The organism is Hyunsoonleella sp. 2307UL5-6 (genome assembly GCF_047345485.1).
GTDB lineage: Bacteria > Bacteroidota > Bacteroidia > Flavobacteriales > Flavobacteriaceae > Jejuia.
In genome coordinates this window covers 545,126-562,647 of the sequence record NZ_JBLFEN010000001.1, presented here as the reverse complement: position 1 = coordinate 562,647, position 17,522 = coordinate 545,126, and the positions used below count along the sequence as shown (strand labels likewise).

The 17,522-nt window shown below is 33.3% G+C and carries 14 protein-coding genes; 10 read left to right on the top strand and 4 right to left on the bottom strand.

The features are described from left to right. Positions 1–145: 145 nt before the first annotated feature. From ACKGJY_RS02470 to ACKGJY_RS02445, 6 genes are all read left to right on the top strand, one after another. Complete coding sequence (locus ACKGJY_RS02470; protein WP_413972258.1) at positions 146–1,699, top strand: DEAD/DEAH box helicase; 1,554 nt, start codon at positions 146–148, stop codon at positions 1,697–1,699. Between the two features lie 33 nt (positions 1,700–1,732). Beyond that, positions 1,733–2,587 carry a DMT family transporter gene (locus tag ACKGJY_RS02465; RefSeq protein WP_413972257.1) on the top strand — a complete coding sequence of 285 codons (855 nt, stop codon included), beginning with the start codon at positions 1,733–1,735 and terminating at the stop codon, positions 2,585–2,587. Positions 2,588–2,664: 77 nt separating this feature from the next. Further along, positions 2,665–3,714: a glycosyltransferase family 9 protein gene (locus ACKGJY_RS02460; protein ID WP_413972256.1), complete on the top strand. Its 1,050-nt coding sequence runs from the start codon at positions 2,665–2,667 to the stop codon at positions 3,712–3,714. A 27-nt stretch (positions 3,715–3,741) separates the two neighbouring features. Next, complete coding sequence (locus tag ACKGJY_RS02455) at positions 3,742–5,040, top strand: MFS transporter (protein WP_413972255.1); 1,299 nt, start codon at positions 3,742–3,744, stop codon at positions 5,038–5,040. 84 nt (positions 5,041–5,124) lie between these two features. Next, positions 5,125–5,688: a DUF4251 domain-containing protein gene (locus ACKGJY_RS02450; RefSeq protein WP_413972254.1), complete on the top strand. Its 564-nt coding sequence runs from the start codon at positions 5,125–5,127 to the stop codon at positions 5,686–5,688. A gap of 198 nt (positions 5,689–5,886) precedes the next feature. Beyond that, the gene (locus tag ACKGJY_RS02445) at positions 5,887–6,345 is read left to right on the top strand and encodes an Hsp20/alpha crystallin family protein (RefSeq protein ID WP_413972253.1); all 459 of its coding nucleotides are present in this window, start codon (positions 5,887–5,889) and stop codon (positions 6,343–6,345) included. 73 nt (positions 6,346–6,418) lie between these two features. Here the strand turns inward: ACKGJY_RS02445 and ACKGJY_RS02440 are convergent, their stop codons facing one another. The 3 genes from ACKGJY_RS02440 to ACKGJY_RS02430 all read right to left on the bottom strand — a co-directional run bounded on the left by ACKGJY_RS02440 (position 6,419) and on the right by ACKGJY_RS02430 (position 9,800). Beyond that, positions 6,419–6,580, bottom strand: a complete 162-nt coding sequence (locus ACKGJY_RS02440) for a YqaE/Pmp3 family membrane protein (RefSeq protein WP_413972252.1) — start codon at positions 6,578–6,580, stop codon at positions 6,419–6,421. A gap of 190 nt (positions 6,581–6,770) precedes the next feature. Continuing rightward, the gene (locus tag ACKGJY_RS02435) at positions 6,771–8,138 is read right to left on the bottom strand and encodes an NAD-dependent succinate-semialdehyde dehydrogenase (RefSeq protein ID WP_413972251.1); all 1,368 of its coding nucleotides are present in this window, start codon (positions 8,136–8,138) and stop codon (positions 6,771–6,773) included. Further along, positions 8,139–9,800, bottom strand: a complete 1,662-nt coding sequence (locus ACKGJY_RS02430) for an acetolactate synthase large subunit (protein ID WP_413972250.1) — start codon at positions 9,798–9,800, stop codon at positions 8,139–8,141. Between the two features lie 139 nt (positions 9,801–9,939). On the opposite strand from ACKGJY_RS02430, the gene ACKGJY_RS02425 reads away from it, so the two are divergent. Genes ACKGJY_RS02425 through pdeM form a run of 4 tightly spaced genes read left to right on the top strand, consistent with a single transcriptional unit; the run spans position 9,940 to position 15,648 of the window. After that, on the top strand, positions 9,940–10,959 hold the full coding sequence (locus tag ACKGJY_RS02425) for a ligase-associated DNA damage response exonuclease (protein ID WP_413972249.1): 1,020 nt from the start codon (positions 9,940–9,942) through the stop codon (positions 10,957–10,959). Next, on the top strand, positions 10,956–12,545 hold the full coding sequence (locus ACKGJY_RS02420; protein WP_413972248.1) for an ATP-dependent DNA ligase: 1,590 nt from the start codon (positions 10,956–10,958) through the stop codon (positions 12,543–12,545). Before ACKGJY_RS02425 ends, ACKGJY_RS02420 begins: the two co-directional genes overlap by 4 nt. Further along, complete coding sequence (locus ACKGJY_RS02415; RefSeq protein WP_413972247.1) at positions 12,545–14,998, top strand: ligase-associated DNA damage response DEXH box helicase; 2,454 nt, start codon at positions 12,545–12,547, stop codon at positions 14,996–14,998. Before ACKGJY_RS02420 ends, ACKGJY_RS02415 begins: the two co-directional genes overlap by 1 nt. Further along, complete coding sequence (pdeM, locus tag ACKGJY_RS02410; protein ID WP_413972246.1) at positions 14,998–15,648, top strand: ligase-associated DNA damage response endonuclease PdeM; 651 nt, start codon at positions 14,998–15,000, stop codon at positions 15,646–15,648. The genes ACKGJY_RS02415 and pdeM overlap by 1 nt, the downstream gene beginning before the upstream one ends. 22 nt (positions 15,649–15,670) lie before the next feature. Here pdeM and ACKGJY_RS02405 read toward each other — a convergent pair whose 3' ends face one another. Further along, positions 15,671–17,392 (bottom strand): FAD/NAD(P)-binding protein, encoded by a 1,722-nt coding sequence (locus ACKGJY_RS02405; protein WP_413972245.1) that lies wholly within the window; start codon positions 17,390–17,392, stop codon positions 15,671–15,673. Positions 17,393–17,522: the final 130 nt, after the last annotated feature.

Below are 17,522 nucleotides of genomic sequence, written 5' to 3'. Positions count from 1 at the left end.
TATATGAAAAGTTATTTAGCACGACATACTAATATTAAAGAGATACATTCTCAATATTATCAACAATACACTGAATAACTTTAAAGAAAACCACTTTAAAAAACCCAAGAAAGGTGTTATTTTTGCGTTTTACTAAATTGTATATATGTCGATTTCAAAAACCGAACAACAAGAAAGAAAAACCGGAAAAGAGTTATATAGCTATCAAAAAGGTGCTATAGATAAAATTTTTACTGCTTTTGAGGAGTCTCCAGTTGATTATCATTTGTTGTACCAATTGCCTACAGGAGGTGGGAAAACAGTAATATTTTCTGAAATTGTACGTCAATACCTAAAAATTAAAAAGAAAAAGGTATTGGTTATGACACATCGTATAGAGCTATGTAAACAAACCTCTAATATGCTTACTGAGTTTGGTGTAATAAACAAAGTAGTAGATAGTAAAGCAGATTTAAGTGATCAGGCAGATTATAGTTGCTTTGTAGCAATGGTAGAAACTTTGAATAACCGTTTAAATGATGATAAACTAGATATTTCTGATATAGGTTTAGTAATTATTGATGAGGCTCACTACAACTCATTTACAAAGCTGTTTAAATTTTTTAGTCAGTCTTTTATTTTAGGGGTTACCGCTACGCCTTTAAGTTCTAGTATGGAGTTACCGATGACGGATAATTATGATGAACTTATTGTAGGAGAATCTATAGAATCTTTAATAGGTCGAGGCTTTTTAGCACGAGCTGAAATGTTTAGTTATAATGTTGGGTTAACTAGTCTAGTTGTTGGTGCTAATGGTGATTACACGGTAAAATCTTCTGAAGATTTGTATACCGATGATAATATGTTAACTAAGCTATTACGTGCTTATGAAGAACGCTCTAAAAACAAAAAAACATTAATCTTTAATAACGGGATTAATACATCTCTGCATGTCTATGATACGTTTAGGCGTGCTGGGTATCCGGTAGCTCATTTAGATAATACTAATAGCAAGAAGGAGAGAGCCATGATATTAAAATGGTTTAAAAAAACACCAGGCGCTATATTAACTTCGGTGAGTATTTTAACCACAGGTTTTGATGAACCAACAGTTGAGAGTATTATATTAAATCGTGCCACTAAATCATTAACCTTGTATTATCAAATGATTGGTCGTGGTTCTCGTGTATTAGAAAATAAAGACACATTTCAAGTTATTGATTTAGGAAATAATTTTCACAGATTTGGGCCTTGGGGTGATAACCTCGATTGGCAACGTATCTTTAAATCACCTAACTACTATCTAGATTCTCTACTTAGTGATGATGAGTTAGAAAGTAACTTTAGGTATGAAATGCCAGATGATTTACGTGCAGAATTCGGTAATTCTGAAGATGTGTATTTTGATATTCAAAAAACTTATGTAAATGCTGTAAGAGCTGGAGAGTCAACCAAAGTAGTATTAGAGCGCTCTATAGCTCAACATGCAAAAATATGTATAGAAAATAGTGAAGATGTTTATGATGCTATTGCTTTAGCTAAAAAATTAGGAGACGATATAGATTTTAGGATTAAACGTTACACCAAGTGCATAAGTAAGAGTACTCATAATTTTGTAGATTGGCTACGTGGCGATTATCGTAAAAAATTAAACTCCTATCTCCGAGCAAATTTTGATGAGGTGTTTGAAGAGGTACATGGTTACGCACCAAAAGAGTAATAACATTCGTATTAAATTTTATATCTAACCCTTTTGGAACTTAAAAAGGCTGTAACATTCATGATTATTAGCACATTGTCATTTGCTTGCATGAATGGTATTGTAAAGCATTTGGTGCATATGAATGCGTTTCAAATTGTGTTTTTTAGATCCTTTAGTTGTCTCTTTTTAACTTTAGGTTTTCTTCTTAAAAATAAAATACCGATACTTGGAAAAAAAAGAGGTTTGTTGGTGTTAAGAGGATTAGTTGGTGTTACCTCTATGACATTGTTTTTTATGTCAACTAAATATTTGCCAATAGGTACAGCGGTTTCTTTAAGGTATATGGCGCCTATTTTTGCTGGAATTTTTGCTGTAATTATACTAAAAGAAAAAATATACCCTTTACAATGGTTATTTTTTATAATCGCTTTTTCTGGAGTTTTAGTTTTAAAGGGTTTTGATACTACGTTAAGTAGTTTTGGCTTACTTTTAATTTTTATTTCTGCAATATTTAGTGGCTTAGTTTACGTTGTAATTAGTAAAATAGGTAAAAGCAATCATCCCGTTGTAATTGTGAATTATTTTATGGTTATATCTGCAATTATTGGTGGTGTTTTATCAATAAATAACTGGGTAATGCCTATAGGAGCAGAGTGGCTTTTGGTATTAGGTTTAGGGTGTTTTGGGTATTTTGGGCAAGTGTACATGACGAAAGCATTTCAATCTGTAAAAACAACAAAAATAGCACCTTTTAAATACTTAGAAGTTGTATTTACTTTACTTTTAGGAGTGTCATTTTTTAGCGAAGTATATACGTTTTGGAGTCTGTTAGGTATAACAATGATTATTGTAGGATTGGTTTTAAATGTTACTTATAAGTCTTCAAATTTAAAAAAAATAAAATGAGATTTATACGACAAATTATAAGCAATATGTTTTATTATAGCCCTAGTTTAATTGTAACTAAATCACTTTAAGTCACTATGAGTTTTAAAGTATGGATTAATCAAAAGCGGCGCGTAATAATGCATAATATTACTAAACGCGTTGGGAGTTCTTATGTAGAGCCAACAGCTGAGGTTGGTAAAAGCATTACCATAAAAACAGTACTGATAATTAGGCCAAATCATCGCTTAGGTAATCAGCTATTAACGACGCCCTTGGTGCAAGAGGTGGAACATACATTTCCGAATTGTAAAATTGATTTATTTGTAAAAGGAGGTGTGGCTTATCCAGTGTTTGAAAATTATAAGTCTATTGATAAGATTTACCAATTACCAAGAAAGCCTTTTAGTAAATTGTTTAAGTACGTAATGTGCTGGGTATCCATCAAAAGAAAAAAATATGATATGGTGATTAATGGTGATAAGGATTCTTCATCTGGACGGCTTCTTACAAACTTAGCTAAAGCACCATTAAAAGTATTTGGAGATGTACATGAGGATATACAAAATACGTATTCAGATTATCTTCATATATCAAAATACCCAGTATATAATTTAAGACGATACCTTTCTAAATTAGGCTATTCCGAAGAAAAAAAACCGCTTCCAGTTTTAAATCTTAAGTTATCTGAAACAGAAGTACAAAAGGGTAGAGAAATTTTAAATCGTTTAATTAAGAATAAAAAACCAACCATTTGCATATACACTAATGCTACTGGAAATAAATGCTATTCTGAGGCGTGGTGGGAATCATTTTATTTAAAACTACAGGATGAGTTTTCTGAAACCCACAATATTATTGAAATGTTACCTATTGAGAATATTTCAAAAATAAATTTTAAAGCGCCTCACTTTTACAGTAAAGATATACGAGAAATGGGTGGTATTATAGCAAACACATCCGTTTTTATTGCAGCAGACAACGGCGTTATGCATTTGGCAAGTGCAGCTTTAACGCCAACAGTTGGCTTGTTTTCTAGAGATAATCAAGCTATTTATGGGCCTTATGGTAATGGTAGTATTGCGCTTTATACTAAGGTAAAAACACAAAATGATTGCTTAGCGACAATTCAAAATTTATTAAGCTAATAGTATTTTCAATTTCTTTAAAGCGCTATGAATAACAAAAATAAATTTTCATTTATTAAGCCTAAATCATTTCCTTTTTTTTATGGATACGTAGTGCTTTTAGTTGGTAGTATTGGTGTTTTGGCTAGTATACCAGGACAAACAGTTGGCGTTTCTGTATTTACCGATCCTGTAAAAGATGCGTTAGGCTTAACTAGAAATCAATTTAGTAATGCTTACATGATTGGTACATTATTAAGTGCCTTTTTTGTTGCTAGAGCAGGTGTTTTGTTTGATAAATTTGGCGCAAGGTATGTTGCTTTTTTTTCTGCTTTCTTTTTAGGGATTTCATTGCTGCTTTGTTCCCAATCTGTTACTATTAGTAAAGGCATTCAAAGCCTTTTAAATATAAAGTCGTGGGGCGTAGCGTTTGTGGTAATAACTATATTATTTTTTGCAATTCGCTTTTTTGGTCAGGGTGTATTAACCATGTCTTCTAGAAACATGATTATGATGTGGTTTGATAAAAACCGAGGTAAAATTAACGCCATTAGTAGTATTACGGTGTCCTTAGGGTTTTCTAGCGCGCCATTATTTATCAATTATTTGATAGATGGATATGGATGGGAAGCATCGTGGCAAGTTTTGGCTTTCTGTCTTTTAATTTTTAGTTTTTGTATTATTCAATTGTATAGAAACAGGCCAGAAGATTTTGGATTAAAGCCAGATGGAAATTCAAAACAGAAAAAAGTTACTAAAAAGGTTGAAGTAGAAAAACATTTTACATTGCAAGAAGCAAAGAAAACTCGAGCTTTTTGGATGATAGGTTTAGCCTTAGCTTTCAATAGTTTTTTTACAACAGGCTTTACATTTCACGTGGTTTCAATTTTTGAAAGTGAAAACTATTCTAAAACAGAAGCGATAGCTGTATTTTTACCAATTTCTATCATTGCGATTATGATATCTACACTTGGTAACATTCTTAGCGATTATTTACATCATAAAATATATTTATACATAATGTTGTTTGCGGGTATATTAGCGTCTTTAGGATTGTTTCTATTAGGTAATGGTTTTGGTATTTACTTACTAATTATAGGTCTTGGTGTTTTTAGTGGTTTATTTGCTGTTGTAAATGCAGTAACGTGGCCCCGATACTTTGGTAGGCAGCATTTAGGTGCTATTACTGGTAAAGTCATGAGTTTTTTAGTTATAGCAAGTGCCGTTGCGCCAAGTTTATTTAGTTATTGTTATACTACTTTAGGGGCTTACTCAAACATTAGTTACCTTACAGGTGTATTCTTGTTATTTTTATTAATAGGATCTTTAAAAGTCAAAAAACCATAACGTTAGCCATCTCATTGAGTTTTTTTAACTATTATTTATTACAACACAATTAATCTATTTTGTAAATTGAAATAAAAATAGATTATGAAACACATGGGTTTTTGTCTAGTTGTAATAATAGCTCTGTCATTTAGTTGTAAATCTTCAAAAAATATACTGACAGCCTCTCAAATTGAAGAATTCAATGCGTTGATAAGTTCGAGAAATTATACTATTGAAAGTAACTGGGCGCAACCGCAATTAACTGCTGCCACTGCTCAAGTTTTAAACTCAGGTTTGTTGCCTCCTGGAAGTAACGCTGGCGCTATTAATTTAGTAGGGAATTCTAATTTTTTTACTATAAAGGGCGATAGTGTTACGTCTTATTTACCATTTTTTGGCGAAAGACAAATGCAAGTAGCCTATAATGGTACCGATAGTGCAATACAGTTTAATGGTTTGATGGAGGATTATGAAGAAAAAGTTGGGAAAAACGATAGAAAGATTATATCGTTTAATGCTAAAAGTAATAACTCAGAAAATTTCAACGTTATTGTTGTAGTGTTTCCTAATATGAAAAGCCAAATTATATTAAATGGTACTTCGCGATTCACTATTAGATATTCAGGTGAAGTATCACCGATAGATGAAACTAAAAATCAGTCTTAATTCTATTATCTTTTAATTAATGACTATTTGTCATTTGTTTAACTACTAAAAAAGACATAATGTCTTGTTTTTTGTGAATATTCATGTTAAAAACCAGTTTATTTCACTTTGGTATTTCATTTGCTCATATGTAACAGAAGTTTAGAAAGGACTTCTTTAATAGAAAAAATTCAAAAATTTAATTTAAAAAATAGTATTATGAGCACATTAATGAATATTTCAAAAAACGGTAGCACTAAAAATTTATCACACAACAATTGGTCTAATTTCATGGACGATTTCTTTGGTTTAAAAACGCTACCAACTACATTTCCGAATACAGGAATTACCTTGCCAAAGGTAAATATTAGAGAAACTAAAGACGACTACTTTGTGGATTTAGCTATTCCAGGAATGAAAAAAGAAGATATCAATATCGATTTAGATAATGATGTATTAACTATTTCTGCTGACACTAAAGCTGAGGGTAGTGAAAATGAAGAAAACTACACAAGAAGAGAGTTTGGATATACGTCATTTAAAAGAACTTTTACCTTACCTGATTCTATTAATTATGGTAAAATAGAAGCTGCATATAAAGATGGTGTTTTAAGTATTCAACTTCCTAAGCGTGAGGAGGCTAAACCAAAGCCTGCACGTACTATTAAAATTTCTTAGATTTTAAATAACATAGCTAGAAAAGAGGAGCAAATGGCTCCTCTTTTTTTTATATCAATCTGTTTTTTAATCATTACACTTTTTTGCTATTCACATAAAATGCATGGACAACTCCAGGAAGCCAGCCAATAAGTGTTAATATAATACTGATTAAAAATTTACCACCAACACCATGTTGAAGTACAACAGCTACGGGTGGTAATAAAATATTTAGTAAAATTGTTAAAATAGACATAATAATAGTGTGTTTTTTGTTTCATTCAAAAATACAGAGATTACTTGATGGGTATTAACCTCAATACTGAAAATTTTAATCTATATGATTACTGTTAGTTTACTAAATGAATCAAAAGAATATTTTATTTAGGTTCTTGTAAAATATTTTATTAAAATGATTTATAACTATTTGTAAGTGTATGTTTTTACTAATTAACCCAAACAGTCTTGGTATTTACAAACTCTTTAATACCATTATCAGCAAGTTCTCTACCATAACCACTAGTTTTTATCCCACCAAACGGTAATCGCGGATCAGAAGCTACTAATTTATTTACAAAGCAATTTCCAGATTCTAGTTGTAATGCCACTTTTTCACCTCGGGTTTTATTACTAGTAAAAACACCAGCACCTAAACCAAATTTAGAGGTATTGGCTAACGCTATGGCTTCCGCTTCGTCTTTAGCGCGAATTACTGAGGCTACAGGCCCGAATAACTCTTCATCAAAAGCTTCCATACCAGGTTTTAATTCTGAAAGAATAGTAGCAGGATAATATGCTCCAGAACGCTCAGGAATTTCACCACCAAGTATTAACTTTCCACCTTGTGCTATGGTTTTTTTAACCTGTTCATGCAATTCATCTCTTAGGTCTATTCGTGCTAATGGTCCGTAATACGTGTCAGAATCTTTCGGGCTTCCCATTTTAGCCTCTTTCATTTTTTTTGTAAATGCGTTTATGAAATCATCATAAACTTCATCTAAAACAATGAATCGTTTAGCTGCAATACAGGTTTGCCCATTGTTTTGAAGTCTACCGTATGTGGCTATATCCGTAGTTTCATCTAAATCTGCATCTTCTAAAATAATGTAGGGATCACTACCACCAAGTTCCAAAACAGACTTTTTAAGGTGTTTACCAGCTAAAGCAGCTACCGCTTTACCTGCGGGTGCACTTCCTGTAAGTGTTACAGCAACAACAGCATCATGTTTTATAACAGCTTCTACCGCATTAGAACCAATATTTAAGTTTGTAAATACAGCGTCTGGAAATTCCGCCTGTTTTATAGCAGACTCTAAAGCAAAAGCACAACCTTGAACGTTAGAAGCATGTTTTAATACACCTACATTACCAGCCATAAGCGTTGGTATTAAAAAACGAACTACTTGATAGAACGGGAAATTCCAAGGCATAACCGCCAAAATTACACCTAAAGGTTGATAAGTTACATAACTTTTAGAAGCTTCAGTTTTAACAATTGTGTCTTCTAAAATTTTTGAGGTGTTATCTGCATAATAATTGCATATCCAGATGCATTTTTCTATTTCTTTGACAGACTGCTCAAGCGTCTTACCCATTTCTTGGGTTGCAAGAAGCGCATAGGTGTTTTTATTTTTTTCAAAAATATCAGACAGTTTTCGCATTAATTTGGCACGCTCATCGTAAGATGTTTTTTTCCAAGATTGAAATGCTTCGTTTGCAGCAACTAATTTAGTTTTAAGTTGGTGTTCTGTTAATCTTTCGTATTCCGCTATGTGTTCTTCAGTTGCAGGATTTGTTGATATCGATTTACTCATTTATTTCTTTTCTAAATTATTTGAAAATTCTTTTATTAATACATTTAATATTTTATGATTTAGCGAATAGTCTACCGCTAAATCTATAATGTGTATACCTTTAGCGTTAAGGGCCTCGGTTAAAATCTCATTAAAGTGCTCAACAGAGTTTGGTCTGTGACCTGTAGCACCAAAACTCTCAGCATATGTTACAAAATCTGGATTTTTATAGGTTAATCCATAAGACGTAAAACCTTCATCTTCTTGTTTCCATTCTATCATCCCGTAAGCACTATCATTAAGTATAATAACTACTAAATCTAATTTTAAACGGATAGCAGTTTCTATTTCTTGAGAATTCATCATAAATCCACCATCACCATTTACAGATATTACTTTTTTATTAGGATAAAGCAGTTTAGCCATAATTGCAGAAGGTAATCCTGCACCCATGGTTGCTAGCGCATTATCTAGAATAAGGCTATTTTGCTTGTAAGCAGGATAGTTTCTAGCAAACCAAATTTTATAAATGCCATTATCTAAGGTTACTATACCATCATCAGGTAGTGTGTGGCGTACCACATTAACAAGGCGTTGGGGTAGTATAGGAAAGCGATCATCTTCTTCATACTTTTTTAAATGACTATTTACATTATGCTTTACTTTTAAAAAAAAATCATTGTGCCATGATTTGGCAACGGGTTTTAAAAGTTCAGTCAAACTATTGATACTTCCTGCTATATCCCCAATTACGTTAAGATGTGGAAAATATAACGCATCAATTTCAGCAGCAAAATAATTAATATGAATCACTTTTCTATCATCGTCTGTTTCCATAAAAAATGGAGGTTTTTCAATTGTATCATGACCTACGTTTATTATCAAATCAGCGTTATCAACGGCTTCATGTACAAAATCATGATCAGAAAGAGCAGCTGTTCCTAAATAGTTTGGGTTGCGTTCGTCTATAATACCTTTTCCCATTTGCGTATTAAAAAACAGTATACCTAAGGCATTTACAAAGTTTTCCAATGCCTTACTTGCACGTTTTCGGTTGGCACTAGCACCAATTAATAGTAATGGTTTTTTAGCATATTTAATTACGTGGGCAGCTTGTTTAAGTGTTTCGTTTGAGGCATCAGGAATTCTATAATCTACCACATCAAACAGTCTTGGTGTATCTACTGTTTCCTGTGCAATATCTTCAGGAATTTCAATATGAACAGCACCAGGGCGTTCTTCTTGAGCCAACCTAAATGCTTCTCTAATGGTGGCAGGTGCATGCGCGCCATGAGTTATTTGTTTGGTAAATTTTGTTAGTGGTTGCATCATTTCTACCACGTCAATTATTTGAAATTTACCTTGCTTACTAGCTTTTATAGGCTTTTGCCCTGTAAGCATTACCATTGGCATAGCGCCTAATTGAGCATAGGCTGCTGTGGTTACTAAATTGGTAGCGCCAGGACCTAGCGTAGACATGCATACGCCAGCTTTACCAGTAAGTCTGCCATAGGTTGCCGCCATAAATCCAGCACCTTGCTCGTGCCTAACTAAAATAAATGTTATCTTTTCAGATGTTCTAATAGATTCTAAAAGATCTAGATTTTCTTCTCCTGGTAAACCAAAAATATATTCTACACCTTCGTTTTCTAATGCTTTTACTATAAGGTCGGATACCTTCATATATTTATATTATTTTTTAAAATAGTATTACAAAACACAAGGTAGTATTTTCTTTTGCTCAATCTTAACTCATTTTTGCTCGATATTAACCCAATCAAATTATAAGCTAGATAATCCGTATTTTTATAAAAAAAAGTGATTGAAACTCGTTAAGTTTACTAAAAAAGGTATTTACTGTATCCCTGGAAAATTTTATTTAGATCCATGGTTTCCGGTAGATTATGCAATTATTTCGCATGGGCATGCCGACCATGCGCGTTGGGGTATGAAACATTATTTATGTCACCACCATTCCAAACCCGTATTACTACATCGCATTAATAAAGATATTTCTATAGAAAGTTTAGGGTATAACGACCCAAAAGTGATTAATGGTGTGCGTGTAAGTTTTCATCCAGCGGGTCATATAATTGGTTCTGCTCAAATTAGATTAGAATATAAGGGATTTGTCGTGGTTTTTACTGGAGATTATAAAACAACATCAGACGATTTAACAATACCTTTTGAACCTGTAAAATGTCATGAATTTATTACTGAAAGCACCTTTGGACTTCCTATTTACAAATGGCTGCCAGAAGTTGTTTTAAAACAACAAATGCAGAATTGGATAGCTGCAAATCAGGCAAATAACAGAACAAGTGTGTTTTTAGGCTATTCTTTAGGTAAAGCACAGCGTATCATGAAAATGCTAGAAGGTGTAGATGAGTTATTTGTGCATCGTGCTATTCACAATTTAAATGAAGCACTAAATACAGTTGCTATAAAATTACCAGAAACTAAGCTGATTACAGCCGATTTTAATAAAAACGACATTCAAAATAAAATAGTGATTTTACCACCATCCCTTTTAGGGTCTCGGTTGTTAAAACGTATTCCTAATGCAGCTACAGCAGTATGTTCTGGATGGATGCAAATAAGAGGCAATAGGCGCTGGAAAGCTGTAGATGCTGGTTTCCCAGTGAGCGATCATGCCGATTGGGATGGACTTATAAGTGCAGTTAAAGCCACAGATGCCGAAAAAGTATACGTTACCCATGGCTCACAGGCTATATTTTCTAAATATTTAAATGAAATAGGAATCCCTTCCGCAGAGGTTAAAACCGAATATGGCGAAGAGCAGTTAAATGATGTTGAAACTACTGAAACGGCTAATGCATGAGAGACTTTGTAAACCTGATTAGCACAGTAGAAATTACCAATAAAACCAATGCTAAAATTCAAGCTTTGGTTGATTATTTTAAAAATGCTACAGATAAGGATAAATTGTGGCTTATTTCGATATTTACAGGAAAACGCCCACCACGCCCTGTAAAATCTACACTTATGAAACAGTGGTGTATGGAACTTGTAGCATTACCAGAGTGGTTGTTTTTAGAAAGTTATAGCACTGTTGGCGATTTGGGAGAAACTTTAGCGCTATTGTTGCCAGAACCTTCGCATCGTATTGATAAGCCTTTAGAAGCTTGGATGCAGGATATTATTGCGCTAAAATCAAAATCTGATGAAGACAAAAAAGCTTACGTTTTACACGCCTGGTCTGGACTTAATATGCAAGAGCGTTTTATTTTTAATAAACTCATTGGTGGGAGTTTTAGAATTGGCGTATCCAAAAAAACCTTAGTGAATGCTTTGGCTAAATTTTCAGGTATAGATGCCAATCAACTCATGCACAGTATTATAGGGAATTGGGATGTTAATGAAATTTCTTTTGATGAGCTACTACATGGCGATCATATTAATTATGATAATTCTAAACCTTATCCGTTTTGTTTGGCGTATGCTTTAGAAAAGGATTTGCAGGCATTAGGAACAGTAAATGAATGGCAAGTAGAATATAAGTGGGATGGCATTCGTGGGCAAGTGGTAAAACGCAATGGTGAAATTTATATTTGGTCTCGCGGCGAAGAGTTAGTAACACAGCAATTTCCTGAAATAGAAACTGTAATGCATCAGTTTAATGACGATTTTGTGATAGATGGAGAAATACTTGCACTAAAGGATAGTAATATTTTATTATTCAATGATTTACAGAAACGGTTAAATCGAAAAAATATATCAAAAAAATTACTAGAAGAAGTCCCTATCGGGTTTTATGCCTACGATCTTTTAGAGTTTAATGGTGAAGATGTGAGAGCTGTTGCTTTAGAAAAACGACGTACTATTTTAGAGCAATTGTTTGCTAGTATTTCACTACCAAACCATATTAAATTATCACAAATTATTAAGTTTGAAGATTGGAATAAATTGAATAACATAAGAGAAGAAGCACGCAGCATAAATTCTGAAGGTTTAATGTTGAAACAAAAAGCGTCACCCTATCATGTTGGGAGAAAAAAGGGGGATTGGTGGAAATGGAAAGTAGATCCGTTAACTATTGATGCTGTTATGATTTACGCCCAAAAGGGTAGTGGTAGGCGAAGTTCTAAATACACTGATTATACTTTTGCTGTTAAAAAAGATGATGGTTTAGTTACGGTAGCGAAGGCTTATTCTGGTTTAACTGATAAGGAAATAACCGCGATTTCTAAATGGGTAAATAAAAATGCGATTGAAAAATTTGGTCCTGTACGCACCGTTAAAGCGGAGTTGGTTTTTGAAATTGCTTTTGAAGGTATAGCACTTAGTAAACGCCATAAATCAGGAGTAGCATTGCGTTTTCCACGTATAAAACGCTGGCGAAAAGATAAAACCGTAGCCGATATTGATACCATTACATCCGTTAAAAGCTTAATTCTTGCACAATAATGGGAAAGTTTGAAGATAGCGACGGCTACCAAATAGTGCATAATTACTTTGAAGAAAAGGGGCAAACACCGTTTCAGTTTCAATTAAAAACTTGGAAAAAATATGCTATTGGCTACAGCGGCGTAGTCGTAGCGCCAACAGGATTTGGAAAAACATTTTCTGTATTTTTAGGTGTTTTAGTTGATTATTTAAACCACCCAGAGCGTTACAAAAAGGGATTGAAACTGTTATGGATAAGTCCGCTACGATCTTTAGCAAAGGACCTAGCCAAAGCTATGAAAACAGTTGTAGACGAGATTGGATTGGATTGGGAAGTGCAAGTTAGAAATGGCGATACACCTACAAGTATAAGGCGCAAACAAGAACGTTTAATGCCCGATCTATTGCTAACTACCCCAGAAACCATGCACCTTTTATTTTCTCAAAAGAAAAACTCTAGATGGTTTAAGGCGTTACAGTGTGTAGTTGTAGATGAGTGGCATGAGCTTTTAGGTAACAAACGCGGCGTGCTTACAGAATTGGTAGTATCACGGTTGTTAACGCTGTCGCCAAATATTAAAATTTGGGGTATTACGGCTACTATCGGAAATTTAAAAGATGCTCTTGATGTTTTAATTCCTTTTGAAGGAAAAAAAGCGGTAATGATTACAGCTAAAGAAAAGAAGAAAATTAAAATAGAATCGGTATTACCAGATGAAGTCGAAATATTGCCTTGGGCGGGACATTTGGGGAAATCTATGAGTTCTAAAATAGTGCCCATTATTCAGAAACATAATACCACTTTAATATTTACAAATACTCGCGGACAAAGTGAATTGTGGTATCAAATTATATTAGAAGCTGCTCCAGAACTCGCTGGTCAACTCGCTATTCATCATGGATCTATCGATTTAAAATTACGGCATTGGATTGAGGATAACATTGCCGAAGGTAATTTAAAAGCAGTAATTTGTACCTCATCTTTAGATTTGGGTGTAGATTTTAAACCTGTGGATTGTATCATCCAAATAGGTTCTGCAAAAGGCGTAGCACGTTTTATGCAACGCGCAGGCCGCAGTGGGCACTCACCTTACGAAGTATCAAAAATATATTGTGTGCCCACACATTCTCTAGAACTGATAGAAGTAGCCGCTTTAAAAGAAGCCATTAAGAATAATAAAGTTGAAGAGCGACACCCACTGGTGTTGTGTTATGATGTGATGGTACAATTTCTGGTTACTTTAGCCGTAGGCGAAGGGTTTAAAGCAAACGAAGCGTATCACATATTAAAACAATCTCATGCGTTTTCGTACCTAACGGATGATGAATTTAATTGGGGCTTGCAGTTTGTAACACAAGGCGGCACTACATTAAAAGCCTATGAAGAATTTCATAAAGTAATTAAAGATGATGATGGTATATATAAAGTAAAAAGTAGGCGTATTAGTATGCTACATCGTATGAATATTGGTGCTATTGTTAGTGACGCCATGTTACGTGTAAAATTTATGTCTGGTGGCTATATTGGAATGATAGAAGAGTTTTTTATTTCAAAATTAAAACCAAAAGCTAGTTTTGTTTTAGCAGGACGCGTTTTAGAATTGATAAAAATAAAAGACATGACAGCTATTGTAAAACGTAGTAAAGCTAAAAATGCCATAACACCAAGTTGGATGGGAGGTAGGCTGCCATTAACATCATATCTTAGTCATTTTTTAAGAGAAAAGTTGGCTGATGCTATGTTTCCAGGTATTCGAGAGCGAGAACTCAAGTTTTTACATCCATTAATATCACGACAATCTGCATCATCTCATATTCCTAAAAGCAATGAGTTTTTGGTGGAAATGATTGATACTAAAGAAGGGCATCATTTGTTTATGTATCCGTTTGAAGGCCGATTGGTACACGAAGTAATTTCGGCTTTAATGGCACACAGATTGAGTAAAATAAAACCTTTAACTTATACCATTGCAATGAATGATTATGGATTTGAGTTGTTAAGCGACCAACCGTTTCCTTTAGACGAAAGTAACATAGAAACCATCCTTTCAAAAGAAAATTTAATGGCAGATGTTACAGCAAGCATTAATGCTTCGGAAATGGCGTCACGAAAATTTAGAGATATTGCTGTTATTGCAGGATTGGTAGTACAATCTAGACCAGGAGCGAGACAGAACAATAAAAGTTTGCAATCATCATCTGGATTAATATTTAGAGTTTTGGAAGATAATGAGCCACAAAATTTATTATTACGGCAAGCATATACCGAGGTATTTAATCAACAATTAGAAGAAGTGCGCTTACAAGCCGCATTTGAGCGTATTTCTAAAAGTAAAATCATATTGAAACGAGCCAAAGGGTTTACGCCTTTAAGTTTCCCTATAAAAGTAGATAGTTTAAGACATAGCATGAGTTATGAAAGTTTAGAAAAACGTATACAACGCATTCAAAAACAGGCTTTAAAGTTAGATTAATGACGATATGTACCAAAGATATTATATGCAGCAGTGAACTGTTAACCTTAACCAACCAGCGCGTGGTATATTGGCCAAAGCATAACGTTTTAATACTGTCTGATTTACATATTGGTAAAACAGCACATTTTAGGAAGAACGGTATTCCTGTGCCATCAAATGTGCTAGAGAAAGATTTAGAACGCTTAAAAACTCTGATTCTTCACTTTAAGCCTAAGCAACTACTTATTGTTGGCGATTTGTTTCATGCAGAATTAAATCAAGATGTGATGCGTTTTAAAGTGTGGATGCAGCAATTTAGAGCGTTAAACTTAATACTAGTAAAGGGTAATCATGATAAGCATGTTTTCGATTTATATGAAAACTTAAATATTGAAATCCTTCCAAATCAATTGCAATTAGGCGCTTTTACTTTTGTGCATGATATTTCTAATTTAAAAGACGATACTTTCTATATTTCTGGACATACACATCCTGGAGTACTCATAAAAGGGAAAGGGCGGCAAAAAATTAAGTTGCCATGTTTTCAGGTTTCTAAGCAGCAATTAATTTTACCAGCATTTAGTTTGTTTACGGGTTTAAATACTAATAATGCGCCGAAACTTTGTGTAAATTATGCGTTTACCGATGCACAAATATTTGAGATGTAATATTGTAACTTGATGCTATAAACTAATGCTGATGTCTTTTTGCAAACGCCTTTGCCCAGTTTGTTATACGTTCTCCAAAACATTCAAGTATAGCATCTACACCAATTACACTGCCTTTAGCGAGCCTGCCTAGAACTGCAATAGGTAATATATTTCCATTTTCTGAAATTACACGACCGTCTTCCTGTGTTTCAATTCCTAATTCAGAATGTAATGGTTTAATTAAATCGTTTTGTAATAATGATGTTATTATAGGTGTATTTACATCTAATAATTTTGGACCATCTAAAACACAGTTAATCATTGAATTAATAGTTATGGAGTCACCAGAAGTGTTAGTAAGTTTCCAGCCATTATCTACTAATTCAATATCAGGATTATTAACAAAATCTAAATCCATTATTTTAGCATCCACAAGTGCTAATACCTGTTGCATGCTTTCAATAGGTGGGCCGTAAGAAAAGCGTTTTGTGCTTTCATCCAATGCAATAACTTGTTGTATAATATCATCGTTTAACTTAGCATGAGAAAAAGAGGCATACAATGTTGGTTGACAATGGCGCCATACCTGCCCAATACAGTATTCTAAACTCACCAATTGCTTGCCTAAAGCCATTTGTATCAAATTTTCAATGCGTTTATATGGCGATGTTTCATTATCACTTAAATCAGTATTTATTGGGTCATTATTACTCCAATGTAATACTTGGTTTTCTATTACAGTTACAGTGTAAGAATGTGGTAAGGCTTTTGCTTTTAAGTTAATAAATATTCTTGCTGCAATTTTTGAAAAGGCTGTGGTTAAAAACGAGATATCAGTGACTTCAGTATAACCATCAGCAACATTTTTTATTTGAGATTCAAATGTATCTAAATCATGTTTCGTAGGTTTAAACCAATTATCTATCTCTGCATTTAAAGGTTTTGGTGCAAGTGGATCGCCATTTAACGAATAGGGGATGAGTTTTATGTGTTGCGTGTTAGTGCTATGGTAAACCGTTTTAAAAGTGTCATTATCTGTAACTTCAAAATTTCCAAACGTATTATTCACAAGGAAACGCATAACATCAATTGTAGCGAGACCATGACCTCTAAAGCCTATTACCGTATTTTTTGTGTTTTTTAATGCTGAAAACTGCTCAACAGGATAAGCATTTTCAAATGTTTTAATAGTTGAGTTTTTTGAGCTTCCTGTATGTGCTTTCCAATCTTTTATTTCTTTTGAAGTATTCGTGGATTGATGCCCAATGGTTAATAAAACTTCATCAACCTCATAAATTTCAGCATTTTCTGTTTTTAAATAAAGTTTTTTTTGGTCTTCATTTATAGCATTTACCAGAGAGTTAATTATTTTAAAAGTATTGTAGTTTTTTAAAGCATTAACTAAGGTATTACTACGTTCATTTAAATATTTACCAATAAAACGTCTTGGAGGAAATGTATCTACTTCTTGAGACTTCAATTTAAATTTACACCATTCGTGATAACTTGGAAAACTTGGGATGTTTTCAGTATTAAAATTAAATGAAGCTCTACCTTTTAAGTCTTGTAATGCGCGCTCTGTGATATTTACCCAATTAGATTCAGGTTGATTTAAAGACCATGCTGCTCCTGTACCTAAATTGTTATGGATTTCAAAAACAATTATATTTAGAGGTGTATTTGTTTTTCCTAAATGAAGCAATACTTGCTCTAATGCAAATAGCCCGCGTGGCCCCATTCCTATAATTGCTAATGTTTTCAAAGTAGATACGATTTGTTTAACTGCTAAATTACTTTAATTTTAGACTAGAGTATGTTGTTATACATTAAGTTTTAACTCTATAATCAAAAATTATTAGTTATACTTAGGGATCAATGTATTAAACTTCTAA

What these genes read in the sequence shown, in the direction of transcription:
- ACKGJY_RS02470 (WP_413972258.1), top strand. Translation starts at nt 146, where the DNA reads ATGTCGATTTCAAAAACCGAACAACAAGAAAGAAAAACCGGAAAAGAG.
- ACKGJY_RS02460 (WP_413972256.1), top strand. Translation starts at nt 2,665, where the DNA reads ATGAGTTTTAAAGTATGGATTAATCAAAAGCGGCGCGTAATAATGCAT.
- ACKGJY_RS02455 (WP_413972255.1), top strand. Translation starts at nt 3,742, where the DNA reads ATGAATAACAAAAATAAATTTTCATTTATTAAGCCTAAATCATTTCCT.
- ACKGJY_RS02450 (WP_413972254.1), top strand. Translation starts at nt 5,125, where the DNA reads ATGAAACACATGGGTTTTTGTCTAGTTGTAATAATAGCTCTGTCATTT.
- ACKGJY_RS02445 (WP_413972253.1), top strand. Translation starts at nt 5,887, where the DNA reads ATGAGCACATTAATGAATATTTCAAAAAACGGTAGCACTAAAAATTTA.
- ACKGJY_RS02440 (WP_413972252.1), bottom strand. Translation starts at nt 6,580, where the DNA reads ATGTCTATTTTAACAATTTTACTAAATATTTTATTACCACCCGTAGCT.
- ACKGJY_RS02435 (WP_413972251.1), bottom strand. Translation starts at nt 8,138, where the DNA reads ATGAGTAAATCGATATCAACAAATCCTGCAACTGAAGAACACATAGCG.
- ACKGJY_RS02430 (WP_413972250.1), bottom strand. Translation starts at nt 9,800, where the DNA reads ATGAAGGTATCCGACCTTATAGTAAAAGCATTAGAAAACGAAGGTGTA.
- ACKGJY_RS02420 (WP_413972248.1), top strand. Translation starts at nt 10,956, where the DNA reads ATGAGAGACTTTGTAAACCTGATTAGCACAGTAGAAATTACCAATAAA.
- ACKGJY_RS02415 (WP_413972247.1), top strand. Translation starts at nt 12,545, where the DNA reads ATGGGAAAGTTTGAAGATAGCGACGGCTACCAAATAGTGCATAATTAC.
- pdeM (WP_413972246.1), top strand. Translation starts at nt 14,998, where the DNA reads ATGACGATATGTACCAAAGATATTATATGCAGCAGTGAACTGTTAACC.